This is a genomic window from Streptomyces sp. CB01635, from assembly GCF_002803065.1.
Taxonomy (GTDB): domain Bacteria; phylum Actinomycetota; class Actinomycetes; order Streptomycetales; family Streptomycetaceae; genus Streptomyces.
This window is the reverse complement of the sequence record NZ_NNBL01000031.1, coordinates 17,914-38,925: the sequence shown is the minus strand read 5'-3', so window position 1 is coordinate 38,925 and position 21,012 is coordinate 17,914. Positions and strand designations below refer to the sequence as shown.

Below are 21,012 nucleotides of genomic sequence, written 5' to 3'. Positions count from 1 at the left end.
GCCGGTTCGATCAGAACGCGTCGAGCGCTGAGGACTTCCGGATACCCAGTTCCACGCCCGTGTCGGTGTTCTGGAAGATCGTGTTCGTGGCGCGCAGTGCGGCCTTCTCCGAGCCGAGACGGTTCATCAGTGTCGTGAGCTGCTCGTTCCACGTCTTGCGCGCAGTCTTCAAAGCGGGCCCGGTGAGCCAGCCCTCAAACTCCCTGGCGGCTGCGACCGTGCTCTCGCGTGCCTGGGCGCCGTCCCTGCGGGTGTCGGGCTCCAAGTGCTTCTCGATCGCCTCGGCCGCCTTCTTCTTCTGTGCGGGGCTCGACGCGAGGTCCTTGTTGGTGGAAGGCGAGCTTCCGCCACCGTCGAGCGGGGCCAGATGGTTCATGCGCATCTGCGTCGACGCCACGGCGCTCGCCGACTCGTTGCTTTGGGTCACGATCCCTCCCCCGAGTGTGATCATTGCTCATCACTCTACGAGAGGAGTGGCTGGGGCGGCAAAAGGGAACTGCGAAGGGACGGGTGACGGAGCGAGCGCCAACTCACCTACTGCGCCTAGGGCTTGGACTGAATCAGACGCTCCGTGTCCGGACATGCCCGCCGCGGTGCAGGAGCCCTTGGGGAGTCGGGGGCGGTGTCGGCTACGGTGCGGGTCGTCTTGACGGAGTTTCGCGGATGCGAACAGGGATAATCCCCAGTGGGGAGCCAGATTCACCCTTCTCGCAGATTCCTGATGAAGCACTGCGGGGAGGTTCGTGACGGCGCAGTGCTCCGCGCAGGTGGTGGCTCATAGGCTCGTGTGGATGATGTGCGAGCCGGGCCCTGGCCTGGTCCGCTACCCGGCTCCAGCTGCTCGGCCGGTTCGCGGTCCAGCTCCCTCGGTACGTCCCGGTCCCGTCCGTAGCCTGTGCGGCCTGGGCGACGAAGATGCCCAGGTCGCAGGGCGACGCCGACCATCGACGTTCAGGGCGTCGAGGCGAAGTAACGCGATACGGCAGGACGTGAAGTCCGACGCCATCGCGGCGGACCGAACTCCGGTTCGTGGCGCATCCAGGGGCGGCGCCGCGGCCCCGGCGGCAGGCCGTCCGAGAGGGCCTTTTTCGGCCACCGGAGCTGACGATGCATCAAATAGGTCATCTGTCCCGGTCTCTTGACTCGTTGTCAGGGCCGCGCCATTCTCGACGGGACCTACGCGCGAGTAAGTTAGCGCGTGCCCATCCCGGACAGCGAAGGTAGCCCGGATGACCCTCCTCCGCAGACGCGGCCTGTTTGCCGTTGTCGTCACCCTCCTGCTGGCTCTCGGCGTGGGCTCTCCTCCGGCCGTCGGCGCTGACACTCCCTGGTGGGAGCCCACGGCGCGGCCCGCCGCCGATTCGCAGATCAACGTCACCGGCGAACCCTTCCACGGCACGGACAGCCAGGGGAGGGTCCGCGGCTTCATCGACGCGCACAATCACCTGATGTCCAACGAGGGCTTCGGCGGTCGCATCATCTGCGGCAAGCCGTTCTCCGAAGAGGGCATCGCCGACGCCCTCAAGGATTGCCCCGAGCACTATCCCGACGGCTCGCTCGCCCTCTTCGAGAACGTCACCGGCGGTGCGGACGGCCACCACGACCCGGTGGGCTGGCCGACGTTCAAGGACTGGCCGGCCCACAACTCCCTGAGCCACCAGCAGAATTACTACGCGTGGCTGGAGCGTGCCTGGCGCGGCGGCCAGCGGGTACTGGTCAACGACCTGGTCACCAACGGCCTGTTGTGCTCGATCTACGTCAGGGACCGCGGCTGCAACGAGATGGACGCCATCCGCCTCGAGGCCCGCAAGTCCTACGAGATGCAGGACTACGTCGACAAGATCTACGGCGGAAAGGGCAAGGGCTTCTTCCGTATCGTCACCGACTCCGCCCAGGCCCGCCAGGTCGTCGCGGAGGGCAAGCTCGCCGTGGTGCTCGGCGTCGAGACCTCGGAGCCCTTCGGCTGCAAGCAGATCCTCGACGTCCCGCAGTGCAGCCAGGCCGACATCGACAGCGGTCTGGACGAGCTGTACAAGCTGGGTGTGCGCAGCATGTTCCTGTGCCACAAGTTCGACAACGCCCTGTGCGGGGTGCGGATGGACTCGGGCACCATCGGAACAGCCGTGGACATCGGCCAGTTCCTCTCCACCGGCACCTTCTGGAATACCGAGAAGTGCAGCGGTCCGCAGCACGACAACCCCGCCGGCAATGCGGCCGCCCCGGCCGAGGTGACCAAGCTGCTCCCCGCAGGCACCAAGGTGCCCACGTACGACAGCGACGCCCAGTGCAACAGCCGCGGTCTGACCCGCCTCGGTGAGTACGCGGTCAAGGGGTTGATGAAGCGGAACATGATGGTCGAGGTCGACCACATGAGCGTCAAGGCGGCCGGCCGCACCCTGGACCTGCTGGAGTCGGCGGACTACCCCGGCGTGCTCTCCAGCCACAGCTGGATGGACGACGGCTGGCTGGAGCGCGTCTACCGTCTCGGCGGCTTCAAGGCCTCGTACATGTCCAGCGCCGACAGCTTCGCCAAGGAGTCCGCCGGGACCAGGGCGCTGCGCCAGAAGTACGGTGTCGGACTCGGCTACGGCACCGACATGAACGGCGTCGGCGGCTGGCCGGGACCGGTCGGACCCGACGCCCCCAACGCGGTCAAGTATCCCTTCCGCAGCGCCGACGGCGGTTCCGTCGTCGACCGGCAGCAAACCGGCGAACGCACCTGGGACTTCAACACCGACGGTGCGGCCCATGTCGGCATGGTGCCTGACTGGATCGAGCAGATGCGGCTCAGTGGCGGCAAGGACACGGTGCAGGATCTGCTCGGCGGTGCGGAGTCCTACCTGCGTACCTGGAAGGCGACCGAGCTCCACAAGCCCGCGCCCGACCTCGCCGCCGGCGCTCCGGCGAGCGCCAGCGACACGGAGTGGAACCCGTTCACCAGCTACGCCGCCGGGAAGGCCGTCGACGGCGACACCGGCACGAGGTGGGCGAGCGGCTGGTCGGACGACCAGTGGCTGCGGCTCGATCTGGGCAGCTCCCGTACGGTCGGCAAGGTCTCCCTCGACTGGGAACGGGCCTCTGCGCGGGCCTACCGGGTCGAGGTCTCGGACGACGGGACCACGTGGCGGACCGTGTGGTCCACGGACAGCGGGGACGGGGGCCTCGACAACGCGGTGTTCAGCCCGGTGCAGGCGCGGTACGTCCGTATTCACGGCGTGACACGCGCCACCAAGTACGGCTACTCGATCAACGAGGCGGCGGTGTACAGCCGCTGAGCTACTCCCGCACCAACGTCAGGATCTGGTCCGCGACGACGTCCAGCACGTCGCCCGCCTTCTCCTCGTCGCCCAGCACGAGGAAGTTGAGGGTGAGCCCGTCGGTCAGCGCGGCCAGATACCTGGCGGCCGCGGGCTCGGGCACGGACAGCTCCACGCCCAGGACCGAGGGGAGTTGACGGATCACCTTGGTGTGGGCCGCGAGATAGCGCTCGTACTGTCGCCGGGCGAGATGCTCATAGCCGGGCTCCCGCAGGGCGTACTGGGTGAGTTCGTACGTCAGCATGTGCTCGCCGGGGTTGGCCAGGACGTGGTCCCAGTACGCCTGGAGCCCGGCGCGGATCGTCTCGCGCAGGCTGGGCCTTCGGGTGAGCGTGGTGAGGACGTCCGACTCGGAGTGCTCGGAGATGGTGTCCATCACCGCTTCGAGCAACTCCTGCTTGGAGTCGAAGCAGTAGTGGAAAACACTCAGTGAGACGCCCGCCTCCGCTACCACGGACCGCGTGGTGGTCTTCGCGACGCCGTCGCGGGCCATGACCCGGATAGCAGCCTCGACCAGTTGCCTGCGCCGCTGCGCCGACGGCATCCGCCCCATGGCGCCTCCTCCCCTGACCTGCGCAAGCATACGCCGCGGGGGGTGCGGCGCAGCGGGCCGCTGTGACGGCCCGCGTTCTCCTCGCCCCACTGATGGTGATGGCCCGTCAGGGCGTCCTCCTGCCGGGACCGGGTACAGGACCCGTACGGAGCGGCCTACCACTTCTGGCAGGTGGGGGCGAAGAGTTGGGAGATCATGCCGCGCATGCGCCGCCCGCTCCACGACGCCAACCTGTACGTCTGCGGAGATGCCTATTCGACCGGGCAGCGATGGGTCTACGGCGCGCTCACCCAGGCCGAGCTGATGCTCGAGGAGCACTTCGGCCTGCCCCGTCCGACGTGGCTCCCGCCAAGCGTCTATCTCGGCGCGTAGACCGCCAGGGCGGCGCGCCGGCCGGAAAGAACATGGCCGGCCGCCCCGCACTCCTGGTGGTTGGACCGGAGCCACGGCGGGCAGCCGCCGTGGCAGTCACCTCACCAGTCGTGCACGGACCCGTCCCGCAGTCGGTTGACCGGCAGGTACTTGCGCTCGTACGGGAACTTCGCGGCCGCCTGTTCGTCGAACTCGACGCCGATGCCGGGGCGGTCGCCGGGGTGCATCAGGCCGTCCTCGAACGTCCAGGACGTCTGGAACACCGCCTCGTAGCCCGGGAGATGGGCCATGTACTCCTGCATGCCGAAGTTCGGGATCGACAGGTCGACGTGGAGCGCGGCCGCGAGCGACGCCGGGGAGAGGTCGCCCGCGCCGTGCGAGCCGGAGCGGACCCCGTACAGCTCGGCGAGCGAGAAGATCTTGCGCAGGTGCGTGATGCCACCGGCGTGCGAGACAGAGGTGCGGATGTAGTCGATGAGGCGGTTGGTGATCAGGTGCTGGCAGTCCCAGATCGAGTTGAAGATCTCGCCGACCGCGAGCGGTGTCGTGGTGTGCTGCCGGATGAGGCGGAAGGCCTCCTGGTCCTCGGCCGGGGTGGGGTCCTCGATCCAGAACAGGCGGTAGGGCTCGAGGGACTTGCCCAGGCGGCCCGCCTCGATCGGGCTGAGCCGGTGGTGCACGTCGTGCAGCAGGTGGAAGTCGTAGCCGAACCGCTCGCGGACGGCGGACATGTAGGTCGGCACGAAGTCCAGGTAGGCGCCGGTGTCCCAGACTTCCTCGGTGGGCAGCGCCCCGTCGGCCGGCTCGTAGGTGTCGCCGTCGCCCTTGCGCATGCCGTACACCCGCTCCAGACCGGGCACCGCCGCCTGCGCGCGCACCGCGCGGAAGCCCTTGGCGAGGAACCGCTGTACGTCGTCGAGGAGTTCGGGGACCGTGTTGCCGCTGGCGTGGCCGTAGACGGTGACGCCGTCGCGGGCCGCGCCGCCGAGCAGCTGGTACACGGGCAGGCCCGCGACCTTGCCCTTGATGTCCCACAGCGCGACGTCGACGGCGGCGATGGCCGTCATGGTGACCGGGCCGCGCCGCCAGTAGGCGCCCTTGTACAGGTACTGCCACACCTGCTCGATGCGGGCCGGGTCCTTGCCGATCAGGGTGGGGCAGACGTGGTCGCGCAGGTAGGAGGCGACGGACAGCTCGCGGCCGTTGAGGGTGGCGTCGCCGATGCCGGTGACACCGTCCGAGGTGGTGATCTTCAGGGTGACGTAGTTGCGGCCGGGGCAGGTGACGAAGACCTCGGCCGAGGTGATGGTGGCCATAGGGTGCCGTTCTTCTCGATGGGGGAGCGCGGGGCAGGGGGGAGGTGCCGGCCGGCGCACGGGGTCCGGTGGCCGGCACCTGGATCAGGTGCGCGCGGAACGCAGCGCGGCCTCGATGCCGTGCACGGCAAGCGTGTGCGCGAACTCGCCGACCGCATCGCCGAGTTCGGGGTGCTGGGCGACCTCCGGCGGCAGCAGGTCGCCTTCGCGGAGCAGCAGGCGGGCCGCGTCGGCCGGGCCGCTCGCACGGGCCGCGAGCTCGGCCAGGCGAGACCGGGCGCCGTCGTGGACCGTGCCGAGCGCACGCTCGTCGTATGCGTCGTCGGCCGTAATGACGCGCACGTACGCGGCGAGGCCGAGAGCGAGGACACGGGGGACCCGCCCCGCCGCCAGCGACTCGGCGAGCACCCCCGCCCAGCGGACCGGGATCTTCAGGGAACCGTCGGAGCCGACCTGCGCGGTGCGGTGGCCGAGCGCCGGATTGGCGAACCGGTCGAGGAGTTCGGTGACGTAGGCCTTGCCCGGCATTCCCTCGGGCTCCGGGACCGTCGGCAGGATCTCCTCGCGCATCGCGAACTCCACGGCACCGCCCAGGAGTTCGTCCGTCACCGCCTGGTCGATGCAGCGGTGTCCGCGCAGCAGGCCGAGGTAGGCGAGGAGCGAGTGGGCGCCGTTGAGGAGCCGCAGTTTCATCAGTTCGTACGGGGCGACATCGTCCGTGAACAGCGCGCCCGCGTGCTCCCACGCAGGGCGTCCGGCACGGAAGTCGTCCTCCATGACCCACAGCCGGTACGGCTCGGCGGGCACCGGCACCGAGTCGCGGACGCCGAAGGCGCGGGCGACCAGGTCACGGTGCTCGTCGGTGGTGGCGGGCGCGATCCGGTCGACCATGGTGTTCGGCGTGGTCAGCGAGCTCGCGACGTAGGTCTGCAGCTCGGGGCGTTCCGCGGCGGGCAGCGCGGCGACGAACTCGTCGATGAGGGCGCGCAGTCGGTGCCCGTTGTCCATGAGGTTGTCGCAGCTGAGCACGGTGACCGGCGCCCCGTCGGAGCGGGCCCGGTGCTGGAGCCCGCGCACGATCAGGCCGAGCGTGGTGCGGGGCGTGCCGCCCGCGAGGTCGGCGCGGACCAGCGGGTCGTCGAGGTCGAGGCGGCCGTCGGCGCCGAAGGTGTACCCCTTCTCGGTCACCGTGAGGGAGACGATGCGGGTGGTGGGGCTGCCGATCGCGGCGACGACCTCCGCGCCTTGTCCGTCGGCGACGAGGCCCGGATGGTGCACCCCGGGCACGGTCGCGGCGACGCCCGCGTCGCGGCGCAGGGTGAGGACGGTATAGAGCTGGCCCTGCTCCGCCATCCCGGTCAGCACCGGGCGCGGACCTCGCCCCGCGCTTGTCGAGACACCCGTGATGCCCCAGGGGCCGGGGCTGTGGCGCAGGGCGTCGGCCGTGTAGACGGCCTGGTGCGCGCGGTGGAAGTTGCCCAGGCCCAGATGCACGATGCCGGGTTCGGAGAGGGGCGGGGGCAGCTTCAGGCCGGCCACGGGGAGCGCGGTACGGGACAGGCGGGGCCGGGTGCGCAAGGTCACCGTCAGACCTCCCGCGCCGGCTCGACCAGGACCTTCATCTGCGACGGGTCGGTCAGGGCGACCTCGAGCGCCTCGGCCGCCCGCTCCAACGGGAAGGCGGAGGTGACGAGTTCAGCCAGACGGACACGCCCCGCGAGCGCGACGGCCGCCGCGAAGTCCCCTGCCCCGTACCGGAACGACGTCACAAGGGACAGTTCCTGACGCTGCATCCACGCGAGCGGCAACTCGGTCAGCGGCCTGCTCGGATTGCCGACGACCACAGCGGTGCCGCCGGGGCGCAGCGCGCGGATCCCCGACACCAGGGCGGGCCCCACACCGGAGCAGTCGAACACGGCGTCGTAGCCGTACGGCGAGGCGAGCGCGTGGGACCGCTCAGGATCGGGCGCGAGGCCGGCGGCGTCCACCGTGTGCAGGCCTAGCCGCGCCGCGAACTCCCGCCGCTCGGCTGCCACATCGGACACCGTCACGGACCCGGCGCCGACGGCCGCCGCGACCTGCGCGACCAGCACACCGATCGGCCCCGCCCCCGTGACCAGCACACGGTGACCGGGGGCCAGCGCGGCGCGGCGCACCGCGTGCACGGCGACGGCGAGCGGCTCTATCAGCGCGCCGATCCGGACGTCCGTCGACGCGGGCAGCGGATGCACGAAGTCCCGCGGCACGCACACGTACTCGGCGAGCGCGCCGTCGGTCGGCGGCGAACCGAAACAGGTGCCCTCCGGGCAGAGGTTGTAGCGCCCGGCCCGGCACAGCGCGCAGCTGCCGCACGGGTGCGCCGGCTCGATCGCCACGGCCGTGCCGTGGGGCAGGTCGTCGGCGCCGGTGCCGTGGCCGACGACCGCGCCGGCCGGCTCGTGGCCGAGGACGGTCGGCTGCCGCAGGACGTTCGGGCCGTTCTCGCCGTGGGCGTAGTAGTGCAGGTCGGACCCGCACAGTCCGACGGCACGGACGGCGACCAGGACCTGGCCGGGACCGGGCTCGGGCACCGGGCGGTCCTCGACGCGCACGTCCTTGGGGCCGTGCAGCACGGCGGCGCGATGCATGGACTCGACGGGCTCGACCGACTGGGCCGACTCGACCGACTTGGCCACGGGGCGTCCCTTCTTTCGTACGGGGATGGAGCGGACCGGGGGGCGGGCCAGGGTCTTTCGTTTGGATCAGGCCGCACCCCGCGAGTCCGGCGTGATCCAGACGAGAGGCCCTAGCGCACCGGCAGCGGTTCGACGCGCTTGATGACGAACGCGTAGGTGAGGGCGCCGACGACGGACAGGGCGCCGGACACCAGGAGCGGCACCAGGTACGAGCCCCCGGAGGACGCCAGCAGGAATCCGGTGACGATCGGGCCGAGGATCCCCGCCACGTTCGAGGCGAAGTTCTGGATGCCGGCGAGCGAGGCGACATGCCCGGCGGTCGGCGCCACGTCGGCGGGCAGCGACGCGACGGACGCGGTGGAGAAGGTCAGCGAGGCGTAGCTGAGGGAGAGCAGCGCGAGGGCGCCGGACGCGGTCGGCACGACGACGGTGAGCGCGATCACGGACGAGCACAGCGTGCCGGAGACCAGGCAGGTCTTGCGGACCCTGGTGGTGGACCAGCCCTTGCGGAGCAGCCGGTCGGCGGTGAAGCCGCCGAGCAGCGATCCGAAGATGGCGACCAGACCCGGGACCGTGCCGAAGAAGCCGAGCTTGAGGAGGTCGAAGCCGCGCTCGTCGACGAGGTAGCTGGGGAACCACGTGATGAAGAAGTAGATGACGTAGTTGAGGCAGAAGAAGCCGAGCATCATCCCCCAGACCGTCCGGTAGCGGAACAGGTCCCGCCAGCGCACCTTGGGAGCGTCCGCCTCGTGCGCGGGCGTCTCGTCGGTGTGAGCGCCGCCCGCCTCGATGTAGGCCCGCTCCTCGGCGGTCAGCTTCGGGTGGTCGGCGGGCTCGTGGTAGAGCCGCCACCAGCCGATGATCCACAGGAAGCCGAGCAGGCCGCAGGCGATGAACGCGACCCGCCAGTGGAACACGGAGACCAGCATCGTCACCAGTGGCAGGGCGATGGCGGTGCCGACGCGCGCGCCGTTGTCCCAGACGCTGTTGGCGAGCGTTCGTTCGTGACGGGGGAACCAACGGGAGACGGCCTTCGCGGGTGCGGGATATCCGGCGGCCTCACCGGCGCCGAGCAGCATCCGGGCGCCGACGAGCGAGCCGACGCCGCGGACCAGGCCCATCCCGACGGTGGCCACCGACCACCAGATGGCGCCGATCGCGAAGACCCGCTTCACGCCGTACTTGTCCAGGAGCGCCCCGGCGGGCAGTTGGCACAGCGCGTACGTGACGAAGAAGGCACTGAGGATGAAGCCCTGCGTCTCGGGACCGATGTGCAGGTCGTCCGACATGGACGGCAGCGCGACGCTGAGTGTGGAGCGGTCCAGGTAGTTGACCGCGAGGCCGCCGAAGCACAGGACGGCTATGCCCCAGCGGACGTTGTTCCCCCGGCCGCGCGGGCGGGCGGGGAGTGAGGTGCCGGGCGGGGCAGCCGGCGCCTCACTCTCGGTGACGGAGCGGGTGGTCATCGTTGACCTCCGGTCGAGGGGGACGTGCGGATGTGACGGTAGGCGGTTCACGAGACCGGGCACAGAAGTGTCCACAGCGGGGACGGGGACACGGGTGCGGCCAGGGGGTCCGTTGACCTCCGCGTCATTTTCTACCCTCGCCGGCGCTTACATACAAGCCTTGTATGTAAGTATCCTCGCAGCTGAGGTGAGAAAGTGAGCGTCATGGCAGCTCAGCGGCGGGAAACGAGACAGACACGACGGACCGAGGCGGAGGCACCGCGTCCGCGCGAGTCGGTCCGGGCCCGGGTACACGCCCTGCTGCGGGCGCGGATCACGTCCCTCGCGCTCCTGCCGGGCGCGCCCCTGTCGGAGAACGAGCTGGCCGGGGAGCTGGACGTCAGCCGCACCCCGGTACGCGAGGCGCTGATCCTGCTGGGCGAGGAGTCGCTGGTCGACGTCTTCCCCAAGCTCGGTACGTTCGTCTCGCGGATCAGCGTCGACGCCGTCCTGGAAGCCCAGTTCATGCGGGAGGCGCTCGAACTGGCGGCGCTGCGCGAGGCGGTGAAGAAGTCCGGCGCGCAGGACATCACGGCACTGCGCGCCATCCTCGACGCACAGCGGGCCGCGCTGAAGGCGGACGACGCGGACGCGTTCTTCGAGCAGGACGAGGCCTTCCACCGCCGCCTGATGGAGGCGAGCGGCCACCGCACGCTGTGGCGCACGGTGGCGACCGCCAAGGCGCACCTCGACCGGGCCCGCCGGCTGAGTCTGCCGCTGCCGCACCGGATCGAGACGCTGGTCGACGAGCACACCACGGTGGTCGACGCGCTGGAACGGCGGGACGGGGCGCGCGCCGAGGACGCGCTGCGCGGACACCTTCAGGGCGTCTTCGACGACATCGGAACGATCCGGGCGAGCCATCCGGAGCTGTTCGCGGATCCGCATGAGCAGCCGGGCGCCCCGCCCCGCCCGCGAGTCCACCCCGGGCTGCGCCCCTGACGTCTACCCAGGGGCGGACTTGGCCGGGATGCCGCATGAAGTGTTCGAGGAGCGCGTACTGCGTCGGGCTGAGCTCCACCGGCACACCGGCTCGCGTCACACGCCTTCGGGCCGGCGTTCCTCGGATGCCGCCGCCGTGGGCGTCTCGGGGTAGTCCTAGGCGATCGTGCGGTCGAGTTGCTGGGTGCGGCAGCCGCTGTGGAGGGCCCAGGTGTAGCAGGCCAGGGAAAGTGCGACCAGGGTGAGCAGGTCGTACGGGCCCGGCAGCGGCGGGTGGTCGAGCGGGCCGAACTCGCCGTAGTACGACAGGACGAGAACGGCGAGCGGGGTGGCGACCAGTCGGATGCCGCCGTCGAGCCGGCGGCGGCCCTCCGGGGTGGCGGCCAGGCGCAGCCCCCCAGGACGTAGAGCGCGATTGCGGCGATCATGACACCGGCGTGGACCGGGAAACTCCAACTGCCCTGTGTGGCCGTGCCGCTGACGTTCAGGAGCCATCCGCCGTACACCGAGATCCACAGCCAGGCCGCGAGGAAGGCCGCGGACAGGGGCCAGCCGGTGCGGCGGGTGATCCAGCCGGCCGTCGGAGCGGTGCAGGCGCCGTGGACCGCGAGGCCTGCGAAGGTGATGGCCAGGAGTTGGACGAGGGCGGCGAACCCGGCGCGAGGCCCGTCCGCCGGGCGGAAGGGCGCCCGTCTGCGGCGCGTGACGATCACGGACGTCGGCACGGCGGCCGGAGTGTCCACGTCCACCGTCTCCCGGGTGCTCAACGGCACGGCCCGCGTCGACCCCGAACTCGTCCGCCGGGTCCACGACGCGGTGGCCGAACTCGGCTACCGGCCCAATGCCGCGGCGCAGGGTCTGGCCTGCGGCGAGGCCGGTGCCATCGGCGTTCTCGTCCCGGACCTGGCCAACCCGTACTTCCCCGACGTCCTCAAGTCCGTTTCCGCGGTGCCCGTTCGCACGCACGGCACGGTGATCCCATGATCCCCTGCGGCCACACGGCCGGCACGGGTACGACGCGGCGGGCGCCGTGCGCGCCCTGGATGTCACCGCGGTCGTCGCGTACAACGACCTCGTGGCCCGGGGCGCGGCGAGCGCACTGGAGGAGTCCGGCCTGCGCATTCCCGACGACATGGCGGTCATCGGCTGCGACGACATCTCCCCCCTCGACGACCTGCCCGGTTCACGCCGGCTCACCACCGTCTCAATGGCCCGCGACGGCCTGGGCCGCCAGGCCGCCGAAACCCTGGAAGCGCTGATGACAGCCTCCGGCGACACGGAACCCCGACTGATTCCGATGGAACTACGGGTACGCGAGACGAGCGCGGCCCCGTCGACGCGGTCCCGCTGAGCCGAGCAGCGGAACACCACCGACTCCCGTTGACGGTCGCGATGGGCAAGGCCGATCGCGTGGCCGATCGGGGCACCACATAAAACCGCCGGGTCCGCCCTTGGGGCGGACCCGGCGGATCTGACGACAGGCGTCAGCTCAACGTCCCAGGCCTTAGCTCAGTGTCTTGAGCGCCGCCTCCGCGTCGTACGGCGTCAGTTCGTCGAAACGGCCCGCCAGGACCTTCGCCGCCCACTCCGGGTCCTGGAGCAGGGCGCGGCCGATGGCGACCATGTCGAACTCGTCGCGCTCCAGGCGGTCGAGGAGGTCGTCGATGCCCTTGACCGCGGAGCCCTCGCCCATGAAGGCGCGGATGAAGTCGCCGTCGAGGCCGACGGAGCCGACCGTGATGGTGGGCTTGCCGGTGACCTTCTTGGTCCAGCCCGCCAGGTTCAGGTCCGAGCCGTCGAACTCCGGGTTCCAGTAGCGGCGGGTGGAGGCGTGGAAGGCGTCGACGCCGGCCGCGGTGAGCGGGTTGAGGATTGCCTCGAGCTCCTCAGGGGTCTCGGCGAGCCGCGCCTCGTAGGCCTCCTGCTTCCACTGCGAGTAGCGGAAGATCACCGGGAATCCGGGGGAGACGTTCTCGCGGATCGCGGCGACGATCTCGGCGGCGAACTTCGTGCGGGCCACGGCGTCGCCACCGTAGCCGTCGGTACGGCGGTTGGTCCCGGCCCAGAGGAACTGGTCGAGCAGGTAGCCGTGGGCGCCGTGCACCTCCACGCCGTCGAAGCCGATGCGCTCGGCGTCCTTGGCGGCCTGCGCGAACGCGCCGATGACGTCGTCCAGGTCGCCCTGGGTCATCGCCTTGCCCGTGCCTTCGGTGCCGTCGATGCGAAGGCCCGAGGGGCCGACGGCCGGGGCCTCGGCGAAGGGCGGCTTGCCCTGCTGGCGCACCATGCCGATGTGCCACAGCTGCGGCACGATCGTGCCGCCCGCCGCGTGCACGTCCTCGGCGACCTTCGCCCACCCGGCCAGCTGCTCCTCGCCGTGGAAGCGCGGCACCCGGTCGCTCTCGCCGGCCGAGTCGTGGCCGACGTAGGTCCCCTCGGTGACGATCAGGCCCACGCCTGCGGCGGCGCGGCGGGAGTAGTAGGACCGAACGTCCTCACCCGGGATGCCGTTCGGCGAGAACATACGCGTCATGGGCGCCATCGCGATGCGGTTCGGGACTTTCAGGCCGTTCAGTGCGATCGGGCGGGAAAGGATCTCGGCAGCGCGGGAATCGGGTGACGCGGCGTCAGTCACAGAGTGCTCCTCTTGGGTACCAGTCGGTATGTGCACAAGCATGGAATCTGCGTGTGCCAACCGTTCCGGCCTCCATGACATTCCGCAGGTCAGCCTCGTCCTCGTGTGATCCGGGCCACGGACCCAGGACCTAGGGCCTTTCGTTTGGGATCAGGCTGAGCTCGCCCGATCCGAACGAAAGGCCCTAAGGCCGGTCGACGACGGCGCTGAGAGGTGTCGAGGCGAGGCGCTCCTCGTGGTCCAGGACGACGAGTTTCCGGCCCTCGCCGGTGGTTCCGACGAGGACCAGGTCGTCCATGGCCGGGTACCAGAGGTCGTCGAAGCGCTCCAGGAGCCGCTCGGGCGCGAGCCGTACCGCCACTCCGTCCCCGGGCCACGCGGCCAGGACCTGGCCCTCGACGTCGCCGAGCTCGGCCCGCAGCAGCGCGCACGTCTCCGGCAGCGTCATCTCCGAGACGTCGACGACACCGGACGTCTGCCGCAGCACACCTGCCAGCGGCGCGAGTGTCCCTCCCAGGAGAGCCAGCAGCTCTTCGTAGGCGCCGAGGTCGGGCGCGGCCCCGATGGATTCCAGCGTGGCAGTGAGACGGGGTGGCATGTCTTACTCAGTTACCTTCCAGAAAGTTCCCGGCATTGTCCTGCCAGGGTGCCCAGCCGATGTAGCGGGATCCGGGAGTGGTCGGGTCGTCCGGATACCAGTCGTGTCCGTACAGGCCGCCGGCTCCCTTCTTCCCTCCCGACCAGTCCCAGTAGTTGACGTGGCCGTCCGGCCCGTCGATCCGCCAGCCACGCATCTTGTCCGGAGTCTGCTCGCCGATCAAGGTGCCCGTGCCCTCGTGCGTGTTCGGGTTGCGGTCGTACATTTTGATGGAGTCGGCGCCGAGATCGCCGCCCGCGTGCTCCCTGGCGGCGCTGACGGCCCGGTCGTAGTTCGACCAGGAATAGTCGTAGCGGCCGATGGAGGGCTTGGAGTAGCCCCGCGGATCGTCGGGATGGTCGCCGCCCTGCGGCTCCTTCTTCGGCCCGTCACCGTCGTACTCGGGCGCGAGGCCGAGCGGGTCGCTCCAGGTGTGCGGGTTGTCGACGTACGCGGCCGGGTTCGGCGCCGGTGTCAGGCCGAGCGGGTCCGGGGTGAGATAGCGGCCGGTCTGCGGGTCGTAGTGGCGGAAGTAGTTGTAGTGAAGCCCCGTCTCCGGGTCGAAGTACTGGCCGGGGAAGCGCAGGGGCGTGTACGTCGCGCTGTTCGCCGTCCAGGTCGTGGTGCCCCAGAGGGTGCTGCGCGCGTGCCAGGCGACCCGGCCCTGCTCGTCGACGAGTTCGCTCGGGGTGCCGACGAGGTCGGTGACGATGGCGAAGAAGCGGGAGTCGATCTCCGTCTGCGGTGCGTCGGCCGCGTGGATGCGCTCGGTCTGGGCGAGCGGGCGCCGGCCCATGTGGTCCCAGGTCAGGGTGACCGGGTGCGGGAACTGGGGTGCGCTGGTGGTCTGTTCGCAGAGTGTGCTGCCGTCCCACGTGAAGACGGTGCGCTCGACGACGGTCGCGCCGTCCGCGCCGATGCGCAGCTTGGCCGTGCGCCGGCCGAGCGGGTCGTACGTGTAGCGCCACCTGGTGCCGTCCGGTGTGACGACCGAGACGAGACGGTCCTCGGCGTCCCACTCGTAGCGCCACGTGTCGGGTTTGCGGGAGAGACGGGTCTTCTGCCGCAGCGTGATGCGGCCCAGCGCGTCGTGCTCGTAGCGGACGCTCCCGGCGCGGGTGATACGGGTGCCCTGGTAGGTGCGGGGGCCGGTCGCCTCCTGGCCCGGATGTTCGGCGGGCCAGGAGGCCGAGGTCTGGTTGCCCGCGGTGTCGTACGCGTACGTCTCGGTCCAGCCGGCCGCGTGCACCGCGGTGACCCGGCCCACCGCGTCCAGGTCGAAGCGGCGGGCGCCGCCGAGCCGGTCGTCGACGGCGGTGAGGTGGCCGTCGGCGCGGTAGCTGTAGGCGCGGTGCTGGACGGTGTGGCCGTCCGCGTCCGTCACCGACTGGGCGGACAGCCGCCCCAGCGGGTCGAAGGCCTGCTCCAGGGTGATCGTCGCGCCGATGTGCCGGGCCGTCTCGCGGCCCGCCGCGTCGTAGCGCAGGTCGACGGCGCGACCGGACACGACCAGGTCGGTGCGGCGGCCCACGGCGTCGAAGGACCAGGTCGTGGCACCGCCGGTGGGAGTGGTGCGACCGGTGCGGCGTCCCAGCTCGTCGTACACGTAGGTGAGTTCGCGGCCGTCGACGGTCTCGGAGCGGACGCGGCCGTGACGGTCGCGCAGGATGCTCACACGGCAGCCGTCGGGGCCCGTTGCCTGGGCCGGCTCGTCGGTCACGTCGTAACTGAAGGTCGTGACATGGCCGTCGGCGTCCTTGCGGATGATCTGGCCGAGCGCGTCGCGCTCCAGGGAAGTCGTCTGCCCGAGCGCGTTCGTGCGGGCGACGAGCCGGCTCGCGGCGTCATGGGCGTAGCTGAGTGTGCGGCCGTCGAAGTCGGTCTCCGATGTCAGGCGCCCGGCCGGGTCGTAGACGTAACTCCAGGTCAGGCCCTGCGGGTTGGTGACCTTGGTGAGCCGTAGTTCGTCGTCGTGCTCGAACTCGTGACGGACGCCGTCCGGAGAGGTGCGGGCGGTCAGCAGGTCGAAGTGGGTGTACTCGTGGCGCGTGACGCCGCCGAGCGGGTCGGTGTGGGTGACGCAGTTGCCCTCGCCGTCGTACGTCCATGACTCGGCGGTGCCGTCCGGCCGGACGCGGCGGGTGAGCCGTCCCTCGACGCTCCATTCCAGACGGGTCGTCGCGCCGGTCGGATCGGTGAGGGCGGTGGGCCGGCCGAAGGCGTCGCGTCCGTAGCGGGTCACGCCGCCGAGCGCGTCGGTGATCTCGACGGCGAGCCCGGCGCGGTCGCAGCGCACCCGGGTGACGTGCCCGAGCGGGTCCGTGACCGCGGTGAGGTGACCCGCCTCGTCGTACGCGTAGTGCGTGGTCCGCCCCGAAGGGCCCGTGGCCGAGATCCGGTTGCCGCGCTCGTCGTAGGCGTAGCGGTGCGTGGCGCCGTCGGGACCCTTGAGCCGGGTCAGGCGCCCGGACGCGTCGTACTCGGCGTGCGTCTCGCGTCCGTCGGGGCGCCGGACGAGGACCGGATTGCCGTCGTCGTCGTAGCGGCGGTCGACCGTGTGGCCGAGCGGGTCGACGGCGGTGAGCAGCCGGTTGCGGTGGTCACGGGTGAAGCGGGTGGTGTGGCCGAGCGGATCGGTCTCGGCGACGATCTGGCTGGCGCTGTTGACGAGGAAGCGGCGCGTATGGCCCTCGCCCGTCGTGGTCGTGGTGACCCGGTGACCCGTCGCGGGGTCCGCCTCGCCGTAGGACAGGCGCAGGTTCATGTGCCCCTCCGACCCGCGTTCGGAGACACACCGGTCCTGCTCGTCGTACGCGTACGTGTAGGAGCGGTCGTTGCTGTCCGTCCACGACGTGACGCGGCCGCGCTCGTCGTAGGTGAACCGCAGTGCGGATCCTGAGGAGTTGAGGACCTCGCCGAGATGGCCCGCCGCGTCGTATCCGTAAGCCTTGACGGCATGTGCGGCGCCGGACGGTCCGGCGAGACGCAGGGCGGTGACACGGCCGTCGGCGGTGGTGAGTTCCAGGTGGTAGCCACCGGAGGCGACGATGCCGAGCGGTGTGCCTTGCGCGTCGTACTCGAAGGTGAGCCAGTTGCCGTTGCGGTCGTCGATCTGTTCCAGCACCGCCAGGCCCTCGGCCCGGTCCGCGAAGTGGCGGACGCGGCCGGTGCGCCGGTCGGTGACCGTGTAGCCGCCGTCGACACGGTCCAAGGGCCAGGCGGGGCCGTGCGTCGGCAGGACCGGGACGCCGGGGGCGGGGTGCGGATAGCTGAGCAGCAGGCCGTCCTCGGTCACGAAGACGACGCCCTCGCCGTCGATCTCCAGGCGCTGGTCGACGGTGGACGACCACGACGGGCCGAACCACTTGCCCAGCCGGTAGCCCGACTCGACGCGCCGCGTGAAGACCAGCGGCAGGGTTCCGGGCAGCACGACATCGGTCTGCGGCAGATACATCCGGCCCGTGGCCATGTCGATGGGGTCGGAACCCTTGTTCTCCACCGAATTCTCGGTACGGCCGTGCTGGTTGGGGCCGTCCGCGTGACCCGCAGCGCGCTCACTGTCCCGCACCGTCCTGCGCGCCGCGTTCTCGGCGACGTCCTTCGCCCCCGTCCTGAGCCCGAGCCGCAGCCCGCTGCGCGCGAGGCCCGCGCCTTTGGTGCCGATGAGCTCGGGGATGAGGCGCCCGACGAACTCGGAGGGGTCCTTCTTGAAGCCGTCGACGGCGGCGGTGACGATGCGTTCGGGGTGCGCGGCGGTGGAGACGAGGCCGGAGAGCGTCATGGAGACGTTCTGCATGTACGCGGCCGGGTGCGTGAGGTTGTAGGGGTCGGTGGGGTTGAGGCCGCGGGCGAAGTTGAGCAGTCCGGCGGTGCCTTTGAGGGCGCCGCCGACCACGTGGGTCAGTTCGGTGTTGTAGGCCTTGTAGCCGTCGACGACGGTGTTGCCGAGCCGGTCGAGCGGCGGGGGTTCGGCGGGAGCGTGCGCGAGGGCCGCCTTCACCTTGCCCTGGGCGTCGGAGGCGGCGGTGTTGCGCTGCTTGCGCGCCTCGGTGAGCGTCTCGTGGGCCTTCTTGATGTCGGCCTTGCCGGGGTCCTGGAACGGCTCGGGCTTGGCGCCGGGGTCCTCGTTCGCCTTGATCTTGGCGTTGTAGGCGTCGACCTTCTTGTTGTACGCGTCGACCGCGTCCTTCGACGCCTGCTGCCCCTTCTTGTACAGCTCTACGGCGTCCTTGGCCTTGCCCTGCGCCCACTTGACCGTATCGGCGTACGCGTCCAGCGCACCCGCCGCCTTGTCGCAGGCGTCGGACGCCTGAGCCCACTTCGTGGGGTGCACGCCGAACTTCTTGCGGAAGGCGTCGCCGCCCTCGCCCGCCCAGCCGGACGAGTCGACCTTCTTCATCCCCTGCGAGACGTGGTCGAACGCGGTGTGGAAGTCCTTGAGATGCTTCGCGGCCTCACGGATCTTGTCCGGGTTGCCGTGGACGAGTTCGTTGGCTTCCTCTGTCTGGCCGAGCTGCTGCTCGCCGGGCGTGGCACCGAGATCCGAGGCGACATCGTCACCCCAGTCCTCCACGGCGTCGGCCGCCCCGTGCAGGCCCACGTGGTCGAGGCCGTCGCCGACCTTGTTCGTCGCGTAGTCGACGCCCTCGCCGACCTTCTTCTTGCCCTCGTCGATGAGGTCCTCACCGACCGAAAGACCTTTGTTGATACCGCCCTTGACGCCGTCGACGATGTCGCCGAGCCCCATCAGCCCTCACCCCCGCCCTGCTGCTGTCCTGCGGCCTTGGCCCGTTCCTCGGGGGAGGGGCCGAAGGTGTCGTCGAGCATCTGGTCGTACTCGTCGTCCGAAACGCCGAGGGCGTTGTGCAGGTTCTCGGGGTTGAGGCCCGCGGGGCCCAGCGTGTGCGACGTCATGACGTCGCGGCCCGCGTCCTTCCAGCCCTGGCCGCTGTTGGCCATGGCCTGGTCGAAGGATTCCTTGCTGTAGTCCACGCCGCCGTACGCGCCCGACGTGGCGATGTCGCCCCAGCCCTTCTGGGTGACCTCTTCCTCGGAGGCGTACGGGTTCCCGATCGCGGCGTTCGTGACGACCTTGAACGATCCCTCGACGTACTGCTCGGTCTCGTAGTACGTACCGGCGGACAGGCCGGTCTTCACGGCGAACCCGTTGCCCTCGTTCACCAGCGAGCGCACGCCCCACTCCCAGCGCTCGCAGAACGACTTGAACTCCCCGGTCAGCCCTTCGTGCCCCAGGTCCAGGCCGGACAGGGCGATGTCCCCGAAGCCGCGCCCGGCCCCGGCCTCACCGACCATGCCGAGCTCCTTCAGCTCGGCCAGGGCCTCGGTCAGACCCTTGGCGATCAGAGCCAGGCCGCCGGTCTTCAGGTCCTTGCCGCCGCCCCCGCCGCCGCCTCCGTCGCCGGTCATGCGCTGCCCCTCTCGCCCTCGTCACGGTCGACCGCCGCCTCGTCCGGCACGATGCCCCGCACCGGCGGAAACACCATGCCGTCCGGCCCGTCCGCGCAGTCGAGCGCCACCCCGCACGGCACTCCCGCCGCCGGCACCGCCACGTCGAGCAACCTGGCTCCGAGGATCGTCCGGTAGGTCCACTCCCGGCTGAACTCGCCGCGTGCCTGGGCGTAACGGGCCAGTGCCTGCTCGTCGGAGAACGCGAGGATGAAACGGATGCCGTTGAAATCCGCGGTCAGCAGGCCGCGTTGGTCCTCGGACCCGGGGAAGTCGCCCAGCGGAACCAGTACCGCCGTACGCCGGAACTCGCCGAGCAGCCGGAGGAACTCGCGCCGCCGCGCGGTGACTTCAGGATCCTCGGGTACGGGTTCCTGAGCGACGGGCCGAGTCTTCTGCGCATCCGACTCGGGGTCGGGACCGGGCTCTTGAGCGGCCGGAACCGGCTCTGCGACCGTCTCCGAAGCCGGCGGTCCCTGCGCAGGTGTCGCCGGTGCCTCTGTCATATCCACGTAGTCAGCGAGGCGTGACCTCGGAATCGAGTTCCCGGGCCGCTCGTCCGACTCGCCCCCGTACTCAGACATAAGCCCCATCATCACGAGTGCATGTCGGCGACCGCAACGGTGCTGCTGTCACACCCCTGTCACAGTGCGGGGCGCGGGGCCGGCCGGAGGGGGCTGGCCCCGCGGATGGTGCGCGCGCTACCTTCGATGGCTCGGTCAACGGGCGAACGGGGGTCGGTTGTGCTGGCGAACGTGGTCATGCTGTGGGTCGTCGGCCTTGTCTGTCTGGTAGCCGCCGCGATCGGTGAGACCGTGAAACTGGGCGGCTGGGAGCTGCCCGCGCTGACGTCGCGCAAGACGCGAATTCCCGTCGCGCTCATCGGAGTTGTCGCTCTCGTGCTGGGCCTCGTCGCGTTCGTGCACAGTTCGTCGGGCTCGACGCCGGGCGGTGCGGCGGCCGGGCCCGGGGTCTCGTCACCGCCGCAGCAGGATGATCCTCCGCCGGCCGACCCGACCACGAGCCAACCCGCCTCGCCATCGCCGTCCCGGTCTCCTTCCCCCGCCCCGTCGCGGTCCCGTGCACCGGAGTCGACCCCGCCGCCCGCGCCCCCTGCCGACTCCACGCCCCTGCCCCCGCCGGTGATCGGCGTGCACTGGCGCGGCTCGGTGCAGCTGAACGGCGAGACGCGGGGCGACGGCACGGACATGACCACGGGGTGGTTCCTCGACTCCGTCCCACCGTCGCGCGCGCCCCTTGGCGACCTGGGCCTGGCTGGGTCGAACGCGGTCGCGGGCAACGCGCTGGCGCGCTGGTCCGGCAAGGGCGCGCCGAGCGCCCGCCAGTGCGGTGACCTCCTCAACACCCAGGTGGGGCAACGCCAGTTGGACGTACAGGAGGGTGCCACGGGCTGTCTCAGGACGGAGGGCGGGCGCGTCGCCTCCTTCACGGTGACCGCCGCGCCGGGGGCGCTGCAGATGACGCTCGCGGTCGTCGTCTGGCAACGCGCGTAGGCGGTCGGCCGCTCGCGCATGCCCGAGGGCCCCGGTCATCGAGACGCTGGGACATGCAGCCGTCCGCCTTCGCCAAGGCG

Annotated in this window: 18 protein-coding genes; 6 read left to right on the top strand and 12 right to left on the bottom strand. The window is 70.7% G+C overall.

Translation table 11 applies throughout. The annotated features are described in order from the left end of the window. Positions 1 to 10: 10 nt before the first annotated feature. Positions 11 to 427, bottom strand: coding sequence for a hypothetical protein (locus tag CG723_RS39745; protein WP_234374765.1), 417 nt, complete (start codon positions 425 to 427; stop codon positions 11 to 13). 802 nt (positions 428 to 1,229) lie between these two features. Here CG723_RS39745 and CG723_RS39740 point away from each other — a divergent pair. Then, positions 1,230 to 3,275, top strand: coding sequence for a galactose-binding domain-containing protein (locus CG723_RS39740; RefSeq protein WP_100598417.1), 2,046 nt, complete (start codon positions 1,230 to 1,232; stop codon positions 3,273 to 3,275). A 1-nt stretch (position 3,276) separates the two neighbouring features. Here CG723_RS39740 and CG723_RS39735 read toward each other — a convergent pair whose 3' ends face one another. Further along, positions 3,277 to 3,870 (bottom strand): TetR/AcrR family transcriptional regulator, encoded by a 594-nt coding sequence (locus CG723_RS39735; RefSeq protein WP_100598416.1) that lies wholly within the window; start codon positions 3,868 to 3,870, stop codon positions 3,277 to 3,279. Between the two features lie 171 nt (positions 3,871 to 4,041). Between CG723_RS39735 and CG723_RS39730 the strand changes: the two genes are divergently transcribed. Beyond that, positions 4,042 to 4,242, top strand: a complete 201-nt coding sequence (locus CG723_RS39730; protein WP_100598415.1) for a hypothetical protein — start codon at positions 4,042 to 4,044, stop codon at positions 4,240 to 4,242. A gap of 101 nt (positions 4,243 to 4,343) precedes the next feature. Here the strand turns inward: CG723_RS39730 and manD are convergent, their stop codons facing one another. The 4 genes from manD to CG723_RS39710 form a co-directional block, all read right to left on the bottom strand. Further along, the gene (gene manD, locus CG723_RS39725; protein ID WP_100598414.1) at positions 4,344 to 5,558 is read right to left on the bottom strand and encodes a D-mannonate dehydratase ManD; all 1,215 of its coding nucleotides are present in this window, start codon (positions 5,556 to 5,558) and stop codon (positions 4,344 to 4,346) included. An 84-nt stretch (positions 5,559 to 5,642) separates the two neighbouring features. After that, positions 5,643 to 7,142 carry a mannitol dehydrogenase family protein gene (locus CG723_RS39720; RefSeq protein WP_100598413.1) on the bottom strand — a complete coding sequence of 500 codons (1,500 nt, stop codon included), beginning with the start codon at positions 7,140 to 7,142 and terminating at the stop codon, positions 5,643 to 5,645. Between the two features lie 2 nt (positions 7,143 to 7,144). Beyond that, a complete protein-coding gene (locus CG723_RS39715) occupies positions 7,145 to 8,233 on the bottom strand; it encodes an alcohol dehydrogenase catalytic domain-containing protein (protein ID WP_234374764.1) in 1,089 nt (362 codons plus the stop codon). Between the two features lie 110 nt (positions 8,234 to 8,343). Further along, a complete protein-coding gene (locus tag CG723_RS39710) occupies positions 8,344 to 9,699 on the bottom strand; it encodes an MFS transporter (RefSeq protein ID WP_100598412.1) in 1,356 nt (451 codons plus the stop codon). 204 nt (positions 9,700 to 9,903) lie between these two features. On the opposite strand from CG723_RS39710, the gene CG723_RS39705 reads away from it, so the two are divergent. Next, positions 9,904 to 10,680: a GntR family transcriptional regulator gene (locus CG723_RS39705; RefSeq protein ID WP_100598411.1), complete on the top strand. Its 777-nt coding sequence runs from the start codon at positions 9,904 to 9,906 to the stop codon at positions 10,678 to 10,680. 156 nt (positions 10,681 to 10,836) lie between these two features. On the opposite strand, the gene CG723_RS39700 is transcribed toward CG723_RS39705, so the two are convergent. Further along, positions 10,837 to 11,136, bottom strand: coding sequence for a hypothetical protein (locus CG723_RS39700; protein WP_100598410.1), 300 nt, complete (start codon positions 11,134 to 11,136; stop codon positions 10,837 to 10,839). Positions 11,137 to 11,145: 9 nt separating this feature from the next. On the opposite strand from CG723_RS39700, the gene CG723_RS48270 reads away from it, so the two are divergent. Next, a complete protein-coding gene (locus CG723_RS48270; protein ID WP_234374763.1) occupies positions 11,146 to 11,664 on the top strand; it encodes a LacI family DNA-binding transcriptional regulator in 519 nt (172 codons plus the stop codon). A 46-nt stretch (positions 11,665 to 11,710) separates the two neighbouring features. Beyond that, on the top strand, positions 11,711 to 12,031 hold the full coding sequence (locus CG723_RS48265; RefSeq protein ID WP_234374762.1) for a substrate-binding domain-containing protein: 321 nt from the start codon (positions 11,711 to 11,713) through the stop codon (positions 12,029 to 12,031). Positions 12,032 to 12,184: 153 nt separating this feature from the next. On the opposite strand, the gene CG723_RS39690 is transcribed toward CG723_RS48265, so the two are convergent. From CG723_RS39690 to CG723_RS39670, 5 genes are all read right to left on the bottom strand, one after another. Beyond that, complete coding sequence (locus CG723_RS39690; RefSeq protein ID WP_100598409.1) at positions 12,185 to 13,315, bottom strand: NADH:flavin oxidoreductase; 1,131 nt, start codon at positions 13,313 to 13,315, stop codon at positions 12,185 to 12,187. A 184-nt stretch (positions 13,316 to 13,499) separates the two neighbouring features. Further along, positions 13,500 to 13,913 (bottom strand): hypothetical protein, encoded by a 414-nt coding sequence (locus tag CG723_RS39685; RefSeq protein WP_100598408.1) that lies wholly within the window; start codon positions 13,911 to 13,913, stop codon positions 13,500 to 13,502. 7 nt (positions 13,914 to 13,920) lie between these two features. Beyond that, a complete protein-coding gene (locus CG723_RS39680) occupies positions 13,921 to 18,699 on the bottom strand; it encodes a putative T7SS-secreted protein (RefSeq protein ID WP_100598407.1) in 4,779 nt (1,592 codons plus the stop codon). Continuing rightward, positions 18,699 to 19,379, bottom strand: coding sequence for a hypothetical protein (locus CG723_RS39675; protein WP_100598406.1), 681 nt, complete (start codon positions 19,377 to 19,379; stop codon positions 18,699 to 18,701). Before CG723_RS39675 ends, CG723_RS39680 begins: the two co-directional genes overlap by 1 nt. Beyond that, positions 19,376 to 19,924 (bottom strand): hypothetical protein, encoded by a 549-nt coding sequence (locus CG723_RS39670; protein ID WP_100598454.1) that lies wholly within the window; start codon positions 19,922 to 19,924, stop codon positions 19,376 to 19,378. Before CG723_RS39670 ends, CG723_RS39675 begins: the two co-directional genes overlap by 4 nt. Positions 19,925 to 20,161: 237 nt before the next feature. On the opposite strand from CG723_RS39670, the gene CG723_RS39665 reads away from it, so the two are divergent. After that, positions 20,162 to 20,932, top strand: coding sequence for a hypothetical protein (locus tag CG723_RS39665; protein WP_100598405.1), 771 nt, complete (start codon positions 20,162 to 20,164; stop codon positions 20,930 to 20,932). Positions 20,933 to 21,012: the final 80 nt, after the last annotated feature.

What these genes read in the sequence shown, in the direction of transcription:
- CG723_RS39740 (WP_100598417.1), top strand. Translation starts at nt 1,230, where the DNA reads ATGACCCTCCTCCGCAGACGCGGCCTGTTTGCCGTTGTCGTCACCCTC.
- CG723_RS39735 (WP_100598416.1), bottom strand. Translation starts at nt 3,870, where the DNA reads ATGGGGCGGATGCCGTCGGCGCAGCGGCGCAGGCAACTGGTCGAGGCT.
- manD (WP_100598414.1), bottom strand. Translation starts at nt 5,558, where the DNA reads ATGGCCACCATCACCTCGGCCGAGGTCTTCGTCACCTGCCCCGGCCGC.
- CG723_RS39710 (WP_100598412.1), bottom strand. Translation starts at nt 9,699, where the DNA reads ATGACCACCCGCTCCGTCACCGAGAGTGAGGCGCCGGCTGCCCCGCCC.
- CG723_RS39705 (WP_100598411.1), top strand. Translation starts at nt 9,904, where the DNA reads ATGGCAGCTCAGCGGCGGGAAACGAGACAGACACGACGGACCGAGGCG.
- CG723_RS39685 (WP_100598408.1), bottom strand. Translation starts at nt 13,913, where the DNA reads ATGCCACCCCGTCTCACTGCCACGCTGGAATCCATCGGGGCCGCGCCC.
- CG723_RS39680 (WP_100598407.1), bottom strand. Translation starts at nt 18,699, where the DNA reads ATGGGGCTCGGCGACATCGTCGACGGCGTCAAGGGCGGTATCAACAAA.
- CG723_RS39675 (WP_100598406.1), bottom strand. Translation starts at nt 19,379, where the DNA reads ATGACCGGCGACGGAGGCGGCGGCGGGGGCGGCGGCAAGGACCTGAAG.
- CG723_RS39670 (WP_100598454.1), bottom strand. Translation starts at nt 19,924, where the DNA reads ATGACAGAGGCACCGGCGACACCTGCGCAGGGACCGCCGGCTTCGGAG.